Consider the following 16,138-nt stretch of genomic DNA (forward strand, 5'->3'; position numbering starts at 1 on the left):
GCCGTTATACATTATTTATTGTTTTTCTTTGCTAGGAAATTAGCAACTGCCTCGTGGTGAGCTTCACTTTCCCACAATTTCGCACACGTACGAACTTCCTCCATAACACGTTCATACATATTACGCTCACGCCACTTTCGAAGCTCAATTTCTTTATAAGCCTTATGAACAGAAGGATGAATTTTACGCATGTGTTCGATAAAATCATTCAACGCCTCTTCTTTTGAACCTTCGAAAACACGCATTGCCCAGCCAATTTCATATAGCAATTCTGCTGGATAAGGCTTCGCATCGACTAGCATCTTCATTGCACGATCATGGCGTAACCCACGTTCGAATAAGTATGTACCGCCTCCCCAGCCGCTCGTAATTGCTAATGTCCCCTGTATAAAACCACATTTCGCATAACTTGCCACTAGACGAAAATCGCAAGCTGTTGCAATCTCACAGCCTCCACCAACCGCTGTTCCATTAATTAACGCAATCGTCGGCACAGGCAAAGTCGCAAGGTCGTATAATATTTTGCCCATCTTACTCAACATCCCGAACGCCTCATCCTCCGTTTCAAGCGAATGAAATTCAGATAAATCGCCCCCTGAGCAAAATGACTTATCTCCCGCGCCCGTCACGACTAAAAAACGGACATCATCATGATGTCGAATATATGTAATAACTTCTTGAAGCCCGTCCATAACCTCATCATTAACCGCATTCCTTTTTTCTTCCCGATCAATCGTAAACGTCATAATACCATCTTTGTTATCAATTATATAAGCCATACTATTTCCCCCTTTGTCCCGATGGATAAATTGTATCATACAATTATTATAGTACTATATATCTTTCCGTTATTGCCGAAAGATTCCGTCTTTTCTAGTCAACAAAAAGGCTAGTAAAGAGCCATGGTCTCTTTACTAGCCTTTGACGTGAGCAAACACTGAATTATTTGCTTACTACTTCTTTACCTTTGTATTGTCCGCAAGCTTTGCAAACACGGTGTGATAATTTTGCTTCACCACAGTTTGGGCAAGCTACCATACCAGGTACAGATAGTTTGAAATGCGTACGACGCTTTCTTTTTGCAGTTTTAGAAGTTCTTCTAAATGGTACAGCCATTGATGGCACCTCCTTACAGATCGTCTATTCGTCTGTTTGATCAAAATACTTAGCTAAATCAGCCAGTCTTGGATCCACTTTTTGTTCGTCAGCTTTTTTGTGTAGCTGAACGTCTTCATCTGTTGCGTAAGTCCAGTTTTTACCACCATGCACTTGCCCTTCGGTATTATCCTTGAACACTTGCATAGGTACTTCGAGAAGCACTAACTCCTCAAGAACCGGCTTCATGTCGATTACTTCACCAACTATGTAGTGAATATCTCCGCCATCTTCCCCACGTTTTTCTTCGTCAATCCAGCTAAAAATTTCAACTGTTTCAACTTCGATAGGAAACTCAACATCTTCCCACATGCGTGCACATGGAAGTGTTAACGTCGCTGTCACTGTTAGCTGACATGTCATTTGCGATGCACCGAAAGTACATAGCCCTTTTACATGAACGGGCGAAATTGCTCGAATATCCTGGTTTCGCTCCATCACCTCGTCCAACCGGACATAGGCATCGATTGGCATCCCGTTTTGGCGGTATTTAGATAATTGATGAATTGACCATTTCATTCGTTTAATCACCTCGAGACAACACTGTTGATTATATAATGTGTAAAAATAGATGTCAAGATAATTTCTTGTCACCACAATAAAACCCACCTATAATTATATATTATTAAATGTGTATTTGCTCCAAACCGTTCTATATAAGCAAAAATGCTCCTTAGAACGAGAAGCAAATGATATAGATAAAGGGGGCTTACATTTGCAAGCAGTCGGAATAGTTGTTGAATACAATCCTTTTCACAATGGACATGCCTATCATTTGGAACAGGCGAAGAAAGTAGCACAAGCAGATATTGTCATCGCTGTCATGAGCGGGGATTTTTTGCAACGTGGTGAACCAGCCATGGTCGATAAATGGACACGCACAAAAATGGCTCTCGCAGGTGGTGTCGATATTGTCATTGAACTACCTTACGTATATAGTACGGCACCTGCAACTGATTTCGCAAAAGGAGCCATTTCCTTACTTTCTGGAATTGGTTGCGATTCTTTTGCTTTCGGAAGCGAAGATGGCTCCATACAACCCTTTATGAATACGTTTCAGCTCATTAATAATCACCGCACTGAATATAACGCTCTTATTAAAGAAAGCCTTAAAACGGGTGCAAGCTATCCTAAAAGTCTACATTACGCCTATGAACAGCTTTCTCAAAAGTTCCCTGCTGCATACATTGATTTAGGTCAACCGAACAACATACTTGGTTTTCACTACATTGAAGCTGCCAAAACTTTAGGTAGTAACATTAAACCTTTAACGATCCCTCGCATCGTTGCAGGTTATCATGACGCTATTCAAGAAGGTGCATCCATTGCTAGCGCCACAGGAATACGCAAAGCACTAGCAACAACAAGTGCTCTACAAAATGTGCAAGAGTTTCTACCTAAAGCATCATTCGTTCATTTAGCGGATTGGCATGGAAAATATGGTAAATTTGCAAATTGGGAAACTTTTTGGCCATTATTACAGTTTACACTTATTCGGCACACACCTAGTGAACTGACGCGCTATGCTGAGGTAACAGAAGGCATTGAGAATGCACTTATTAAAGCAGCGAAAACGAGTCATTCTTTCGGTAGCTTTATGGAGAAAATTAAATCTAAACGCTATACTTGGACACGACTTCAACGTATGCTCACGCACATTTATACTGGATTTACAAAGGAACAATTGCAAAGCTTTGATGCGCCTTCTAGTATACGTTTACTTGGTATGAGTAAGCAGGGACAAGCGTATTTGGGTATGCACAAAAAAGACATACCTTTACCTTTAATCAGTCGTGTTGCAGCTATGGATGATGCTATGCTTGCTGTAGATATTCATGCAGCAGAGGTATACAATTTAAGTATAGAGCAAAGATCAAAAGGGCAAAGTTTGCCTAAAGATTATCAAACACCACCCATTCGTTTTTAAGTAATAGAAGATCTCAATAAAAGGATGCCAGAAATTTTTCTAGCATCCTTTTATGTTGTAGAAAAACAAAATGGTCCAAGAGCCATAAAATATATTTTATCTGCGAGCAGCGGTTTTCTTTTATGTAAATCCCAATAATACAAAGATTTTCAACACAATAAAAAGATGCCAGAAATTCTTCAAGCATCTTTTTTGTTTCTTATTTCGGCTGTATCTGTTTTAAATATTCGATTGCATCATCCACAGTTTTAACCGGAACTATTTTCATTTTTGTTTTAATTTCTTTCGCTACCTTTACTGCTGTTGCATAATTTGATTCTAGCTCAGGATATTTAGCTTTCATTTCTGGAGTAATTTCATCATCTGGCGCGAAAAAGATTTCCATACCATCACGATCAGCAGCAATGACTTTATAGTCTATTCCACCAATTCTTCCAACAGTGCCGTCAACCAGCATCTCTCCTGTCCCAGCGATAGCATAGCCCTTCGTTAAATCTTCTTCGAGAAGTTGGTCTAAAATTTCTAAAGTAAACATTAGTCCAGCAGACGGACCTCCAATATCCTCAGTTTTCATTGACACATTTGGATTTGTTTCAATAGATTTACTTTCAGCATAAGTAATACCTAAACCAGCCCTTGTTTCTTCTGATCTAGGGATTTCCTTTAATGTTATCGTTACCTCTTGTTCTTTTTTATTACGTATAAATTCAATTGTCACTTTCTCGCCAAGCTGCTTCGGCTTTAAAAGATCTACAAGCATTTGTTGATTTCTAATTTTTTGTCCATCAACTTCAATAATCTCATCACCAGCTTTTAAAAAATTTTCCGAAGCACCGCCCTCAAGAACATTTAATACAAAAACACCGTTAAAAAGAATTTTCGTTTGAAGGCCAGCTCTCTGAAAAGCTACATATTTTGCATTAAATTGAGAATCAGTCATTAATTTAAGCTGTCGAACATTATATTCCTCTTCATCCTCTAACGGATTTCGAACTTGGGTAATATCCATTAATTTTTGGTATTTTTGAGTTTTTGCCCAAAGATATGAAAAAGGCGTAGCTTGCTGCATGGCCACCGTCATTAAGCTCAAGGAACCTTTATCATTCGTGTGGCTATTTTCAACGTTAACAAATTCACTGACATCATAAGCACTTCCAGGCTTCATAATATAAGCGTCTAATCGGTATAACATTAAAAAACAAATCACGACTAATACCATTGCATAAATACTAATTTTTTTCTTCATAAGAAAAAACCTCCTAGGACGCTTGCAAAACCTTACGTTCATTTTTTTGCCTTTTTTACATATATTGATTTTAGCATTTGCCTATGTGAATGACAAAAAGTTGAAACGAGATGATAACATGTACGCGACAATTCAAATAGCGATTTGCATAGTTCTTATTCTATTACTCTTGTTATTCCCACAAACAGCTCATACAGGTACTGATTTAGGTTTAAACCTTTTTATGGATGCTCTATTCCCGTATTTATTACCTTATCTTATTTTAACGCAATGGCTTCTCCGTTTAACGGCTCCTATGCGCACGAAAACAAAAAGAGCTTCTTTATACGTACAAGCCTATATTATTAGCGCACTCGGAGGGTATCCGTCTGGAGCAACAACCATTGTTTACTTAAAAAACAGCGGGCAATTACACGCTAAAGAAGCAAATTTTTTATTAGCCGTATGTCATGCACCAAGCCCTCTTTTCGTGCTAGGCTTCGTAAGCCTTGATTTATTACACAGTAATACGTTCGGATGGTTGTTTTTATGTTTACTACATAGTTTTAATATTTGCTGCTTACTAACTGGTTACTTTTTATTTCGTAAAACAGACCCTCCTAACATCTCAATACACAATACATCTTTGAATACAGCACCATTCTCTGAAAGCATAAAAGAAACAGCTCCGACAATACTATTAGTTGGAACGACAATAATTTTTTTCACTACCATCCAGACGATTGTCCAACAAGGCTTAGATTCACTGCTACCTAATCTTCCCTACGCAGCTGAACTTTCCATAGCCGCAATTCTTGAAGTTACAAATGGTCTTAAAATGACCGTCTCAGCTTTTCCAAATCTTTCGTATTTGCCATTACTAGTTGTTATGTTGTTGACCATGCAAAGTATAAGCATTCACTTACAAATTTTCGTCATTGCAAAATCAGCCAAGCTGTCTGTTCGACCCTATATAAAATTCCGCCTACTTAGCATAATCATTGTACCTACTATTTATGCTCTTTTTTTCTTAAAATAAATAATCATCTACATGGTTCAGCATTATACGCAGGAAACAAATTGCTCCTCAAACTAAAATAAGGATGTCTTAAAAATAAGACATCCTCTTAGTTTCTTTTATTTATTTAAACTATACTTTTCTTTCAAAGCTTCTACGACACAAGCAGGAACAAGCTCGCTAACATCACTACCGTATTTCGCAACCTCTTTGACAATGCTTGAGCTTAAGAATGAATATTGATTTTTTGTCATGATGAAAAATGTTTCAATGTTTTTATCAAGAAAACGGTTCATCGAAGTAATTTGCATTTCGTATTCAAAATCCGAAACAGCACGTAAACCACGGACAATCGCTTTTGCTTTTTTTTCCTTGGCATAGTCTATTAATAGTCCAGATGAACTTTCAATACGTACATTAGGCAATGTTTTAGTCACTTCAGCCATTAATGCCATACGCTCTTCTACAGAAAATAATGGCTGCTTGGATGAATTATTTAATACAGCAACATAAACTGTGTCAAATACATCTGCCGCTCGTTTAATAATATCTAAGTGACCATATGTCACCGGATCAAAACTCCCAGGAACTACAGCAATTTTCTCTGACAATCTATTCCCCTCTTTCTTTGCATAACGATCCATTTCATCATGGCTGCATACGTGGCCACTCTTGCTTTTTTCACAGGATGTGAAGTTCTTAGCCTGAGTTCCTCTATTCAGTGGGTATTAGGATACCCTACGAATGAAGATAAACGGATATAATCGTTCCGCCATATGCTTCTTGTCTTTTTAATTCAAAGTCCCCAAACCTCTGTGGTAATTCTACTTCTTTTGCATGCTCACATAAAATTACGCCATCATGTTGAATTTTATCATTGTCGACAAGAATCTGCACTAAGTCATAATATTCTTTGTGGTGATATGGAGGGTCTAAAAATGCTAATTTAAACGAAATATCACGTTTTAATAGCGCTTTCACAGCACGCTTCGCATCTATACGAAATAGCTCAGAACAATCCTCGTAACGACATTTCTTTATGTTTTCCTGAAGTACTTGGAACGCCTTTGCATCCTTTTCAATAAAAACGGCGTGCTCAACTCCTCTACTTAAAGATTCAATCCCTAAGCCACCGCTCCCTGCAAATAAATCAAGCGCTATACCTCCATCAAAGAATGGACCAATAATATTAAAGATGGATTCCTTAACTTTATCAGTTGTAGGTCTCGTCGTGTTCCCTACAATCGCCTTTAACGGCATCCCTTTACGTTCTCCTGCTACAACTCTCATAGGCAAATCACCGTACTTTCTTATTCCATATAACAATTTCACCTTGGCGTAATTGTTATTATTTATTGTGTTGTCGCTTCGCTTTTGCACAGTCAAATCGCCACATGACATGGCGTTCTTAGACTGAGTCCCTCTATTTCAGCGGGTGTTTAGCACTCACTTTAAAGAAGTTAAAAGTATTTTTGCAGCGAAAGACGAACCTCCGCTGCAAAAATTTATTCTTCCTCTTGTGTTAACATCTTAATATTGATACGACCATCACTTTTTTGTAATTCTACTAAAAATAATCGTTGTAGCCAAGCTTCTTCAACATAATAATGATTGGCAATTTTTATAATTGGTTCTGAAATTGTAGAATATCTACGTTGATTAAATACATAAAACCCAGGCTCTTTCGGGAATCGGAAGGTGCGATTATCACTATTGATATAATATCCATTTTTCCCTTCACCAACCGTATATCCTAGATACGGCAACAATGCATCAGCAGTATACAATACTTGTCCTTCAGAAAGGATCACATGAACATCTTTTCTCAAAACATCATTCACATAAACATTTCGATCATCCTCAAATAAAAGTGGATATGTCCCGTTTACTTGGGCCGCATTCAACTTAAAATAAGACGTTTTTGCATTTAATACCTTTGATAAAAGATCGTCCATTAATGCAGGGGAAATCGGCTCTTCCCCAAGCTTATCCAAAGATTCTTGCCATGCTGACTCTTGATCTGCTGTCATATATTCTTTTAACGTCTTCACAATTTTCTTTGCTTTATCGGAACCAATCGTATCCTTCACTAAATAGGATGCCACAACTTCCGGCAACCATGTTGGCGAATCTTTAAACTTATATTGTGACTTTATTTGTGACAGTATAACTTCCTGTGCAACTGCTTGTTCAGTTAGCTCAGGCATAAATAAAAGTCGGTCATCATGTTCTTTCACCGGATTCTTTTCTTGAATAATAGCAATGTGTTGATCATTCAAAAATTTGATGTTTTCCAATGACTTCAATAAATCCTTCGAAATAGCTCCTCGTGCATAAATAGATAACACAGGAGTTTGCTCTTGCGCTTTTAAATTACCCTTTTGCCAATAAATATCGCGAACTGTACCATCTCCACTAAACATTGTATAGTTAACAAGTGATAGTTTTTGCTGCCCTACTAAAGGCAATCCCGTGATCCACTGACCAACAATTTTACTATCGGTTGAAATATGTACTACGGAATAAGATGCTTCACCATTCGTTAATGTGGCGAAAGCATTTTGGATGAGCATTTTATCTTTTAAGCCACCCTCAATCGGAATTATGTATGAAACAGATTGTGATTTAGTCTCTCCTTTTTTAAAATAAGAGACTTCTTCTGATAAACGCTCACAGCTTTTTTCGTTATCGATAAAGCAACTAGGGTTCACTGCATTTTCCGGCCACTTTATTTTCACTTTTTGGTTTGGTAAGTTTTTAAAATGTTGACGAATATCCAAGCTATTTTCTCGATAGACAATTTCTATCTCCTGTGAATAACGGAATTCGCCATTGCCTGCTTCTAAATCAGATGAATAGGCATGGTACTGAAAAAATAATGTTCCGGAAATGATTAGTACTAGAATGGAAAAAAAACTCATTGCAAATTTCATGTGCTTGACCTCCCGCAGCATGATACTATGTGTATTGGAAAGGATGTGCAATTTTTATGCCACAACAATTTATAGAATTAGGTGAAGGCTATGGTGATGTTTATGAGCTACTTGAAATAGTGAAAACCAATCAAGATCGCTTCCACCAAGCTTTTATACTAACATCCACTAAAGAAGAAAAAAAGTTTGCCTCTTTAGCAATCGCTTTAAAACCAGTCGGTGAAAGTAAATTCATGCCGATTTATATTTGTCGAGAAGGCATCCCTTATAATGAAGAGCAGCCTTCACAGCGACAAAAAATGTTTGAAGAAAGTATTAAACGACTAGATAGAAAAGCGGTTGTTGTAGAAATAAAGCACTCTTCTATATTTTCGGAATCAAAACTATTTTATCAATACTTAATCGGAATAATGAGACTTCATCACTATATACCATCTTTAACATAGTATTATAGACCTGCTTTATAGTCATATTCTTTCGCTTTATCTGGTTTCGCATTTTCAAATTCAGTTTTAACAAATGGACGATAAGACTTTACAACGTCTTTCACAAATGGAAGGCGTTGTAGTTTTGTTGTCATTGATTCAATTTCCTCTCGCTCGCAATAAAGAACTACATATTTTTGCCTCCGAGAAATATAAAGAACATGACCATATTTTCGAAGAGACTTCGCATGTTTTAATTGATGGACGTAAACGATTAGTCCTTGGCGTTCGTTCATAGTATTCCCCTCATTTCTTACATAAAAGAATACCATAGACCGGAAAATGATAGCAACAGAGTTTAGCTGACAGAACGCTTGATTTTCCGTTATAATGGAAAAGCATACAACGTTGACTAAGATTTTTACATTCACTTATGCAAGTTAATAGAGCACTAGTTTAAGTTATAATTTTTTGTTTGCTCACTGAAAATTTAAAAGTGAAATTGTCAGTACTATTTATATTATTTTAATTGTTAAGGAGGACGAATATGGGTAAGAAAACAAAGATTGCGCTTGCAATCGCAGCAGCAAGTGCAGCGGCTTGGGCAGGTAGTAAAGCTATTTCTAAACCTCAACAACGAGAAGGTAAACAAGCATTACAATTTGATCACCCAATTATTCTTGCACATCGTGGCGGTGCTCATTTAGCACCTGAGCATACAATGCCTGCTTTTGAAAAAGCCATGGAGTTAGGTGTTCAGGGCTTTGAAATAGATATTCGCTTAACTAAAGATGAGGAAATTATCGTTTTCCACGATGATACTGTTGATCGTACGACAGATGGCTATGGACTTGTTGCAGATATGACTATAGCAGAAATAAATGCATTAAACCACGGTTATCAATTTGAAGATTTGGATGGAGAATTTCCTTATCGAGATGAAAAAATAGACGTTGTAACTTTACGCGAACTTCTACAATCTTATCCAAACATGTTAGTCAATATTGATATTAAAGATGCGCCAGATACGTATGAAGGAAGTTTAATGCCGTCTAAACTATGGCGTTTAATTGAAGAGCTTGGTGCTGAGAATCGAGTAGTTGTCACAAGCTTCTACGGCGAACAGATTGATCGCTTTAATTTATATGCTCAAAATCAAGTAGCACTAGGTGCAGGCGAGTCAGATGTTCGTAAAGCATTCGCTTCTTTCTCAAGCCAGTTCGGACATTTATATCATCCAAAGGTAGATGTATTCCAAATACCACCTAAATCAGGAGTAATTAACTTAGATTCTCCGAAGTTTATCCAGTTTTTAAGCAATTTAAATATCCCTGTTCATTATTGGACAATCAATGACGTCCCAACAATGAATAAATTAATTCACAATGGTGCAAAAGGTATTGTTACAGATCGACCTGATATTGCAGTAGGAATACTGCAAAAACAAGATTAACGGAACGGAACTTAACTTCCATTAGGTTAACGCATTGATGGGTAAGGGCTGCTTTTTATAGCCCTTACCTTTTATTTTAATATTTTCTTCTTATAAAATTTGCAGGTACCGGGGATAGATTTAATTCTCTCGCCCATACAGAAAGCTGCCCTATATGATGAATTTCATGTGTAATAGTATGGTGTAAAATATCATTTTTTGTATAAGTATTTATATCCCAAGAGACCTTTACGATTTCATCATTTAAATTCTCGTTATGCTTCAAAAATTCGATAATTTCGTCTTGTAATTCAATTGAAAGATTTTTTACTTTTTCAAGCGTTCTATATTCATCAAAATCGAACATTCTGTCTTTTTCTCCCATAATGCCACGAATCCAGCTATATTCAACTTCAATAATATGAAATAGTGTATATAGAATACTACCTACTCCACCAATTCTTTTCTGCAACAATTCCTCTATACTTAGCTGATTACACCACTCGAACCATTCGTCTCTTACTTGCCAGTTATACTGAAAAAACTTGATCATGTGACCCTTCACCCCTTAGATTTTTTAGTAAGTTTTAGCAAAAACCAATAAACAGTCGAGCTGATGAAAACCCCACTGTTTAAAATTCTATCATTACCATAACGCTGATCTCCAAGGAGTCACCCAGTCGTAACGAAGATCAACTTATATGCATACATTTTAACAAATGATTTGCACAACTTTTGATGATAAATTTTTATATTTTTCTTTATTGTAAATGATGCAATACCGCATCCGTTACATCACGTAATGTTGCTTTTCCTCCTAAATCACCTGTTTTAATACCTTGCGCTAATGTTGCTTCCATCGCATTCAGCACTTTGGTACCAACCTCATGATAGCCTAAGAAATCAAGCATCATTTTCCCTGTCCAAATTTGTCCAAGTGGATTTGCGATTCCTTGTCCCGCAATATCAGGAGCAGAGCCATGAACTGGTTCAAACATGGATGGATATTGTCGTTCTATATTTAAATTCGCAGCTGGCGCAATACCGATGCTGCCCATAATTGCACCACCTAAGTCAGTTAAAATATCCCCAAATAAATTTGATGCAACTATTACATCAAAGTTTTCTGGCTTCATCACCAAAAAAGCAGCTAAAGCATCAATATGATTAGATACTTGTCCTATATCCTCATAATCTTTACCAACCTGAGCAAACACCTCATCCCAAAAAGGCATACTATACGTAATTCCGTTAGATTTTGTGGCACTTGTAACATGCTGACGTCGATTTTTCGCCATTTCAAATGCATATCGCATTGCCCGCTCTGTTCCCTTCCTCGTGAAAATAGCATTTTGGATAGCAACTTCATCTTGTCCACTATGTATTCTGCCACCACTCTCAGCATACTCTCCTTCTGAGTTTTCACGTACAACTACAAAATCAAAGCCATTTGGGTTACGTAAAGGTGAAGGCAAACCTTGAAGTAGCTTTGCTGGACGCACATTAATAGATTGTTTCATCTCACGGCGTATTTTAATCAGTAGTCCCCATAACGAAATGTGATCTGGTACTAATTCGGGCATACCTACAGCACCTAAAAAGATTTGATCATAACCTTTTAAAATTTCAATACCATTATCAGGCATCATTTTACCTGTCTCTAAATAATAATCACAGCCCCATGGAAATGTTGTCCATTCAAATTGAAAGCTGCCATCTAGTTGAGCAGCTTTATTAAGCACTTCTATCGCCGCGGGTACTACCTCTTTACCAATCCCATCTCCTGGTATAACGGCAATTCGATAAGTCTTCATCTATTTATCCTCCTTTAATTTCTATATAGCCTATTCAATTACTATACAATTTTTATTTTTATTCAGCAATTTCATCCTGATGTATGTTGCTGTCGCTACAACATAATATAGTAATAAAAAAAACTATATACAAACTCAATCGAGTTTTGTATATAGTCTATTAAAAAGCATTACCTTGTGTTAAGCAGAGCATGAGCAAGAACCACCTGAGCCACATCCTCCACCACATGAAGAACCTGATGCAAAGAACGGATTACTTACAGGAACTTTTACCGCTTCAGAAACAGTTTTCCCTATAAGTAAGCTTATTTGGTCAAGCAAATCTTGAAAATCGTTCTCAGCAAGTTTCAATGCCGAAACCTTTTCATTTAAATCGAGTGCGCGCTTTTGCTGACGAATCGATTTCATAATTGTATGATAGTCCGGATGATATTTTCCGAAACGTTGTACATCTTCGTACTGCTCTTTCATGCGATTGAAAGCGTAAATAGCTTCCACTATTTGGACGTCGCTATACACATCATCATAAGCTTGTTGCAGCGCTTTCGCAGGCTCAGAGGAAAGAATCATCTCACAAAGCTCATCGGCCTCATCCAAAATGATTGCCCAGTCAGAGGTCATCATCATTTTTAATTCCCCCAATCTCTTTTCCATCATAACAGATTTTATGGTAATTTTACATTATTGATACTTTTAAATGAAGGAGTTTTTAAATTGGTACCATCATCTAAAGAACAAATAGAACAATTACTTGCAGAGATTTTACAACATAGCACAGCTGAAGATGAGGAAGTCTTACTACATTTATTGTCTGGACTTCGCGATAAACAACAAGGTATTCATCGACGTTATATTAATGCTGCCTTACATATGGTAGGCAAATTTGAACCCGAAGTTAGTGAAGTTCGCATTCCCATTACACCTGTTATCCATAATACTATTAAGGTACCACACGGTGGGATTATTGCAACAATTGCAGATGCAGCAATGGGCGGACTTGCTTCGCGTTCAGTGCCAGAAAGCTTTAATGTTGTCACAACAAATATGAATATCTCTTATATTGCTACAACAACGAACAAGGAACTAATCGCTCGTGGGCGTTTCGTCCATAAAGGGCGCCAGACACTTGTGATGGAATGTGATATCGAGGATGAGACTGGACGAAGACTTGCTATTGCGACTGGATCTTTCTTTGTTATTCAACGCCGTCCTTAGACATAAGATTTAAAAAGTAATCTCGAATACATTGTTGATCGGAAAAAGGGAATTTTTGATTTTTTATTTGTTGGGTTTGTTCATGCCCTTTTCCGGCAACAAGTACAATATCGCCTTTTTCTGCCTTTGCTAGCGCTTGATGAATAGCAACTTTTCGATCTAAATAGATTTCATAATATTGCTGCTCAGTAAAACCAGCAATAATACTTTCATTAATTAAAATAGGATCCTCATCACGTGGATTATCCGTTGTTAAAAAGATGACATCCGCATGCTTACTAGCTACCGCTCCCATCGCAAAACGTTTCGCCTTATCTCGATTCCCCCCACAGCTAAATACAAGGTAAAGGTTTTTAGAACAATCCAAAGTTTGCAAAACAGCCTGTAATGCCTCGGCCGTATGAGCATAATCTACATACACGTCAACCCCAAATGGATTGTCTATTTTCTCAAGCCTTCCTTCTGGTAGCCTTAACAACCACATATGCTCCGCTAGATCTTCAATTGAAAAACCTAGTCGCCATAAAGTCATTAACGCAGCTACAGCATTTTGCACATGATATTTTCCGTTAAAAGGAATTTCTACGATATGTTCACTCGAGGACGTTTGTAAACAAAGCACCGTTTTTCCAATTGATTCACTAACAATTTGGATATGTAAATCATTATGATTATCAAAGCCGAATGAGCAGGATTTTTTCTTATCATAAATACCAACGGAACGGCAAAAATTATCATCCCCATTTAGCACAAGCTTTTTTGACAAATCTGCCAACCTTTTTTTCGCACGCTTATAAGCTTCAAGTCCTCCATGATCTTCTAAATGGTCCTCCGTTAAATTTAAAAAAACACCACAATCGATATCACAATGATCCAGCCTATGTTGCTGTAACCCCATTGACGAAGCTTCTAAAACAACATGTGTAACACCATTTCGTACACATTGCTTTAAAATAGGATGCAACTCTTTTGCCTGTAATGTAGTTAATTGCTCATGCACTGTTTGCTGTTTCTGTTCATTGATGAAAAATCCTACAGTTCCAATAACCGCGACGTTTTTATGTAGAGCTCTTAGCAATTGGCTCACAAAATGACTCACTGTTGTTTTACCATTTGTACCCGTAACCGCTATGACTGTTAATGCTTCCGCTGGAAAGGCTGAAAGCTTTGCACTCGCATACGATAAAAATAAGGATGTATTCGGAACCCAAACAAAAGGAATACTTTGATCAGTAATAGGTATTGAAATACTTTCCTCTGATACTATAGCGGCAGCTCCACGAGCTAATGCTTCTTTTACAAAACGACTTCCCGATGTTTTCTTACCTTTACGTACAATGAAAATATCCCCAGGTTTTACTGCCTGAGCATAATCCTCAACGCCTGTAATATTTGTACGAATAGATCCTCCAGTTACACTACACGGCCAGTCTTTTAATAGCTCAGCTAATTGCAAGCTTCATTCCCCCTTTCGGTTCTCTAGCATATGACGGCGTATATAATGGTGTGACGAAAATTGTAGTTGGTCATTGTGCATTTCTTTTTCGTCTAACTGAAAAGACTGAAGATACACTTGATTTTACCAAGTATATCTTCAGTCTTTGATTTCTATATATTCCAGCATTTTAGATGTACCGAAAGCGGAACGAGATTCACTGTCTCGTAAACGCTTGATTATTGAAAACTAATAATCAGTGAGGTGATGAAGAACTCCTTAGATTAAGTTTCTCTTTAAGGTGATGATTCATCAATATTTTCTACTGGTTCCTCAGAGTCTTTATTCTCACTATCCAGCTCCTGTGAAGAAGATTCTAACAATATTTGCGTATAATAGTTTAAAAAGACTCCAGATCCCACTGTAGTATATAAATCATTTAATATGATTTTTCGATGCTCAGATGAATTTAGCCAACCATGCATTGCTTCGATAGCATCAAAATAATCAGTCGCAAGATTTTCATTCGCCTCACTATATTCGATTTCCTGTGTTTCTAATCTCTTTTTCAAATCTCCATTTGTTGGTGATTCATGACCAACGAAATTTTGAACCTTCATATCTTCACTATGCATATTTGCAACTTTTTCTATTGATTCATCAATAGTTAATGGAGATAAATCATGTTGAACTCTTGCTACATTGATTAAATCGTCAAGTTGCGCAGCACTTGCTTCATTAATTTCCTTCTGTAAAAAGGAAGAAGGTGGTGTTGGTATAACTAACTCGCCTTGATAAGTCATTTCATAAGGTTGATGAAGAACAAGCGTTTTACTATTAGTAAAGCGTATGCCTTGTAGCTCACTCGTTTCTCTATCGAGATAGAGTTGTGCAAACAGCCCTTCGAATTTTACAAGCAACCGTGTCTGCATATCTTCTTCACTCATCGAGAAAGAGAAAATATTTTTACCAACATTCGCCGTTACTTCGTAATCAATGATAGTCATTCGGTATATATCATCACGCTTCTGACCAACCTTAAAAGGAGAAGCATCTAAATCTTCACCAGCTAGATAAACTTGTGTCACCACATTATTTTCAACGCCTACCATAAAAAATTTGGAAGGACTTGCATTGTAGATCCACCAATCATAGCCAAAGGACGATGGTTCCTTTCGCACTGGTTCACCATATTTATCTGAAACTACCTTTATTTCTTTACCGATTAATGTCGACATCCCGCTTTTCGGACGTGGCATTGCCCCCATTTCAGGTTGCGTTAACTCGGTTTTGGGAATGATATTTGAATTGGCATTCGGGCCTTTTAGCGGCTCATTTTCACGTGGTGTATTAAAAAACATAAAGCCAATCAACGCAATTGCAGCACATGCCATAAAAATGCGAAATAAAGCTTTCATATATGACTCCTTCTTATCACGATTATTCTAAAACTATTATATCAATTGTAGTTGGGTTGACACAATGTTGTCATTGCAACAATGTCGAATATGCTCTATTATAAAAATGAGCGTATACTTTGTACGAGAACCTAAAGGAGG

The 16,138-nt window shown here is 37.2% G+C and carries 18 protein-coding genes; 5 read left to right on the forward strand and 13 right to left on the reverse strand.

Going from position 1 to position 16,138, the window contains the following annotated elements; all coding sequences use genetic code 11:
* Positions 1-11 precede the first annotated feature (11 nt).
* From ACFTQ7_RS01140 to ACFTQ7_RS01150, 3 genes are all read right to left on the reverse strand, one after another.
* Positions 12-779 (reverse strand): enoyl-CoA hydratase/isomerase family protein, encoded by a 768-nt coding sequence (locus ACFTQ7_RS01140; RefSeq protein ID WP_386826883.1) that lies wholly within the window; start codon positions 777-779, stop codon positions 12-14.
* A 163-nt stretch (positions 780-942) separates the two neighbouring features.
* Positions 943-1,116 carry a 50S ribosomal protein L32 gene (gene rpmF / locus ACFTQ7_RS01145; RefSeq protein ID WP_010858320.1) on the reverse strand — a complete coding sequence of 58 codons (174 nt, stop codon included), beginning with the start codon at positions 1,114-1,116 and terminating at the stop codon, positions 943-945.
* A 24-nt stretch (positions 1,117-1,140) separates the two neighbouring features.
* The gene (locus ACFTQ7_RS01150; protein WP_386826884.1) at positions 1,141-1,674 is read right to left on the reverse strand and encodes a YceD family protein; all 534 of its coding nucleotides are present in this window, start codon (positions 1,672-1,674) and stop codon (positions 1,141-1,143) included.
* 196 nt (positions 1,675-1,870) lie between these two features.
* Between ACFTQ7_RS01150 and ACFTQ7_RS01155 the strand changes: the two genes are divergently transcribed.
* On the forward strand, positions 1,871-3,082 hold the full coding sequence (locus ACFTQ7_RS01155; RefSeq protein WP_386826885.1) for a nucleotidyltransferase: 1,212 nt from the start codon (positions 1,871-1,873) through the stop codon (positions 3,080-3,082).
* 199 nt (positions 3,083-3,281) lie between these two features.
* On the opposite strand, the gene ACFTQ7_RS01160 is transcribed toward ACFTQ7_RS01155, so the two are convergent.
* Positions 3,282-4,328, reverse strand: a complete 1,047-nt coding sequence (locus tag ACFTQ7_RS01160; RefSeq protein WP_386826886.1) for a SepM family pheromone-processing serine protease — start codon at positions 4,326-4,328, stop codon at positions 3,282-3,284.
* 118 nt (positions 4,329-4,446) lie between these two features.
* Between ACFTQ7_RS01160 and ACFTQ7_RS01165 the strand changes: the two genes are divergently transcribed.
* Entirely contained in the window at positions 4,447-5,346 is a 900-nt protein-coding gene (locus ACFTQ7_RS01165) for a hypothetical protein (RefSeq protein WP_386826887.1), read from the forward strand.
* Between the two features lie 98 nt (positions 5,347-5,444).
* Here the strand turns inward: ACFTQ7_RS01165 and coaD are convergent, their stop codons facing one another.
* From coaD to ACFTQ7_RS01180, 3 genes are all read right to left on the reverse strand, one after another.
* Entirely contained in the window at positions 5,445-5,936 is a 492-nt protein-coding gene (gene coaD, locus ACFTQ7_RS01170; protein WP_386826888.1) for a pantetheine-phosphate adenylyltransferase, read from the reverse strand.
* Positions 5,937-6,063: 127 nt separating this feature from the next.
* Positions 6,064-6,615, reverse strand: a complete 552-nt coding sequence (gene rsmD, locus ACFTQ7_RS01175) for a 16S rRNA (guanine(966)-N(2))-methyltransferase RsmD (RefSeq protein ID WP_386826889.1) — start codon at positions 6,613-6,615, stop codon at positions 6,064-6,066.
* A gap of 215 nt (positions 6,616-6,830) precedes the next feature.
* Entirely contained in the window at positions 6,831-8,258 is a 1,428-nt protein-coding gene (locus tag ACFTQ7_RS01180; protein ID WP_386826890.1) for an RNA polymerase II, read from the reverse strand.
* A gap of 56 nt (positions 8,259-8,314) precedes the next feature.
* Here ACFTQ7_RS01180 and ACFTQ7_RS01185 point away from each other — a divergent pair, with 56 nt between their 5' ends.
* The gene (locus tag ACFTQ7_RS01185; protein WP_386826891.1) at positions 8,315-8,704 is read left to right on the forward strand and encodes a DUF7147 family protein; all 390 of its coding nucleotides are present in this window, start codon (positions 8,315-8,317) and stop codon (positions 8,702-8,704) included.
* A gap of 2 nt (positions 8,705-8,706) precedes the next feature.
* Here ACFTQ7_RS01185 and ACFTQ7_RS01190 read toward each other — a convergent pair whose 3' ends face one another.
* Entirely contained in the window at positions 8,707-8,979 is a 273-nt protein-coding gene (locus tag ACFTQ7_RS01190; RefSeq protein WP_197141746.1) for a YlbG family protein, read from the reverse strand.
* Positions 8,980-9,230: 251 nt separating this feature from the next.
* Between ACFTQ7_RS01190 and ACFTQ7_RS01195 the strand changes: the two genes are divergently transcribed.
* A complete protein-coding gene (locus ACFTQ7_RS01195; RefSeq protein WP_386826892.1) occupies positions 9,231-10,136 on the forward strand; it encodes a glycerophosphodiester phosphodiesterase family protein in 906 nt (301 codons plus the stop codon).
* 76 nt (positions 10,137-10,212) lie between these two features.
* On the opposite strand, the gene ACFTQ7_RS01200 is transcribed toward ACFTQ7_RS01195, so the two are convergent.
* The 3 genes from ACFTQ7_RS01200 to ACFTQ7_RS01210 form a co-directional block, all read right to left on the reverse strand.
* Positions 10,213-10,668: a DinB family protein gene (locus ACFTQ7_RS01200; RefSeq protein ID WP_386826893.1), complete on the reverse strand. Its 456-nt coding sequence runs from the start codon at positions 10,666-10,668 to the stop codon at positions 10,213-10,215.
* Between the two features lie 208 nt (positions 10,669-10,876).
* Positions 10,877-11,929 (reverse strand): tartrate dehydrogenase, encoded by a 1,053-nt coding sequence (locus tag ACFTQ7_RS01205; RefSeq protein WP_386826894.1) that lies wholly within the window; start codon positions 11,927-11,929, stop codon positions 10,877-10,879.
* Between the two features lie 180 nt (positions 11,930-12,109).
* Positions 12,110-12,556 (reverse strand): YlbF/YmcA family competence regulator, encoded by a 447-nt coding sequence (locus tag ACFTQ7_RS01210; RefSeq protein WP_349658945.1) that lies wholly within the window; start codon positions 12,554-12,556, stop codon positions 12,110-12,112.
* 87 nt (positions 12,557-12,643) lie between these two features.
* Here ACFTQ7_RS01210 and ACFTQ7_RS01215 point away from each other — a divergent pair, with 87 nt between their 5' ends.
* Positions 12,644-13,144, forward strand: a complete 501-nt coding sequence (locus tag ACFTQ7_RS01215) for a PaaI family thioesterase (RefSeq protein WP_386826895.1) — start codon at positions 12,644-12,646, stop codon at positions 13,142-13,144.
* Here ACFTQ7_RS01215 and ACFTQ7_RS01220 read toward each other — a convergent pair.
* Positions 13,125-14,600: a UDP-N-acetylmuramoyl-L-alanyl-D-glutamate--2,6-diaminopimelate ligase gene (locus ACFTQ7_RS01220; protein ID WP_386826896.1), complete on the reverse strand. Its 1,476-nt coding sequence runs from the start codon at positions 14,598-14,600 to the stop codon at positions 13,125-13,127. The two genes, ACFTQ7_RS01215 and ACFTQ7_RS01220, sit on opposite strands and share 20 nt — an antisense overlap.
* Positions 14,601-14,875: 275 nt before the next feature.
* Positions 14,876-15,997, reverse strand: a complete 1,122-nt coding sequence (locus tag ACFTQ7_RS01225) for a CAP domain-containing protein (RefSeq protein WP_386826897.1) — start codon at positions 15,995-15,997, stop codon at positions 14,876-14,878.
* Between the last annotated feature and the right edge of the window lie 141 nt (positions 15,998-16,138).

Source organism: Lysinibacillus sp. NPDC056959, assembly GCF_042674095.1.
In the GTDB taxonomy this organism is placed as follows: Bacteria; Bacillota; Bacilli; order Bacillales_A; family Planococcaceae; genus Lysinibacillus; species Lysinibacillus zambalensis.